Source organism: Bartonella chomelii, assembly GCF_014138465.1.
Taxonomy (GTDB): Bacteria; Pseudomonadota; Alphaproteobacteria; order Rhizobiales; family Rhizobiaceae; genus Bartonella; species Bartonella schoenbuchensis.
This window is the reverse complement of the sequence record NZ_JACJIR010000020.1, coordinates 1-2,789: the sequence shown is the minus strand read 5'-3', so window position 1 is coordinate 2,789 and position 2,789 is coordinate 1. Positions and strand designations below refer to the sequence as shown.

Annotated in this window: 1 protein-coding gene; it reads right to left on the bottom strand. The window is 56.1% G+C overall.

What is annotated here, in order from left to right; translation table 11 throughout:
• Nucleotides 1-2,789, bottom strand: a 2,789-nt coding sequence (locus GGR10_RS06690) for a right-handed parallel beta-helix repeat-containing protein (protein ID WP_182480440.1), incomplete at both ends; no start/stop codon positions are given.

Below are 2,789 nucleotides of genomic sequence, written 5' to 3'. Positions count from 1 at the left end.
CACCCCATACCCACCTTTCCCATTTCCCGTAATCGACCCCCCAGTCATCGTCAAGCTCCCACTCCCCGCATTCACCCCCGTCGCAAATTGTGAAATCTTCACCCCTCCATCCAACGTCACATTCCCATCCATCACATCCACCCCCGTCCCTCTCCCCAATCCCGTAATCGTCCCCCCCCTAATCGTCAGGCTCTTCCCTCTCTTAACCTCCACCCCCGTTTTAACCTTTGAAATCGTCACATTCTCCAACGTCATCGTCAAGCTCTCACCCCCCTTCGCATACACCCCTACCCCCTTATTCTGTCCCATAATCACCGTCTTCGTCAAACTCACACTCTTCACCTCTTCCCCCACATACACCCCCTTCTCCGTAAACTCTGTCACCGACCCCCCAGTCATCGTCAAGCTCCCACTCCCCATCACCTTCACCCCCATTCCAACCCTTGAAATCGTCACCCTCTCCAACACCATCGTCCCATCCCCCGTCACCCCATAACTCCCACCACTCCCATTTCCCGTAATCGACCCCCCAATCATCGTCAAGCTCTCCCCCGCATAGACCCCCATTCCAACCTCTGAAATCTTCACCTCTCCCTCCAACGTCACCGTCCCCACCGCATACACCCCATACCCACCACTCCCATTTCCCGTAATCGACCCCCCAGTCATCGTCAAATTCCCCACCACATTCACCCCCGTCGTGAACCCCGAAATCTTCACCCCTCCCTCCAACGTCACATTCCCACCCGTCACATCCACCCCCGTCCCACCTTTCCCACTTCCCGTAATCGACCCCCCAGTCATCGTCAAATTCCCCCCCGCACTCACCCCCGCTCCAACCTTTGAAATCGTCACATCCGTCATCGTCAAGCTCCCACTCCCCTCCGCACTCACCCCCGTCGCAAATTGTGAAATCGTCACCCCATCCAACACCATCGTCCCACTCCCCGTCACCCCCGTCCCACCACTCCCCAATCCCGTAATCGTCCCCCCAGTCATCGTCAAGCTCTCCCCCGCACTCACCCCCGTTTCAAACCCCCCAATCGTCACCTCCTTCAACACCATCCTCCCACTCCCCATCACCCCATACCCACCACTCCCCTTTCCCGTAATCGACCCCCCAGTCATCATCAAGCTCCCACTCCCCGCATTCACCCCCGTCGTGAACCCAGTCATCGTCACATCCGTCATCATCAAGTTCCTCCCACTCCCCACCACCATCACCCCCATCACCCCACCACCCCCATTTCCCGTAATCTCCACCCTCTCCAACGTCACACTCCCCCCATCCATCATATACACCCCATAACTCCCATCTCCCGTAATCTCCCCCCCAGTCATCTTAAACTCCCCCTTCTGCACCTTCACCACCCCCATACTCCCACCCCCACTCCCCTTCCCCGTAACCGTCACATCCATCAACGTCACACTCCCCCCCTCCACCATCACCCCCTGACCACCCCCATTCCCCTCAATCGACCCCTCAGTCATCTTAAACGTCCCCTTCTGCACCTTCACCCCCGTCGTGAACCCCTCAATCTTCACCCCTCCATTCAACGTCACATTCCCACCCGTCATACTCACCCCATACCCATCTCTCCCCAATCCCGTAATCGACCCCCCAGTCATCTTAAACGTCCCCCCCTCCACCATCACCCCCTGACCACCTCCCGTAACCATAATCGTCGCACCCCCATTCAACGTCGCACTCCCCCCATTCTTCACCTCCACCCCATAACTCCCCACACTTCCCCTAACCGTAATCATCCCCCCAGTCATCTCAAACTTCCCACTTGTCACCCTCACCCCCGTTTCAAACTCTGAAATCCTCACATCCATCAACTCAGCCTTCCCACCCGTCACATTCACCCCCGTCCCTTTCCCACCTCCCTCAATCGACCCCCCAGTCACCTTTAACTTCCCACCCGTCACCTTCGCCCCCATTCCAACCTTTGAAATATTCACATCCTTCAACGTCACATTCCCATCCGTCATATTCACCCCCACCCCACCTCTCCCACTTCCCGTAAACGTCATATTCATCACAGTAGCCCACCCCTGTCTGTCCATCGTAATCCCCTTCCCCCCATCTGCTAAATTAATCGTCGCCCCTACCCCCATCACAGTAGCATTCACCCCACTCCCCTCCACACTCACCCCCGTCTTGACATTCTTAAAACTCGTACCCATCAACATCACAGTACTCTTCCCACTCCCCTTAAACACCACCCCCACCGCCTCCACCCCCACCCCACCACTTCCCCCTCCCGTAACCGTAACCGTAACCCCCTTAACCAACGTCACATCCCCCGTCCCATTCACCTCAATCACAGCAACCCCACTTTCCCTAAGCCCTATCGACCCTTTAACCACCGTAACAGAAGACCCCCCACCACTTACCACTATCCCCTTATACACATCTGTAGCAGTGACATTCATCACCGTCAGCTTCCCTTGCCCATCCACCTGAATCGCCGGCTCATTATTACCACCACCACCTGTAATCTTCAGCATTTCACTACTTATCGTAATATCTGCCCCCCCATACACCTTCACAGCAGGCCCACCAGACTCCGTACCCATATCCACAGTTCTCACCCCCTCCAGCGGCTTCCTATTACCCCCACTACTCTTATCACACTCGATTCGCCCATTATTACTATCACTACTCCCACTACTCCCACTACCCCCAGAACCAGCAACCCCCCCATTACAATTCTGTGATTGAGCATAAACCTCTTGAGCTGTACTAAGAGCCAGACCAGCCAGAACAGCTGTCGAGAGAACAC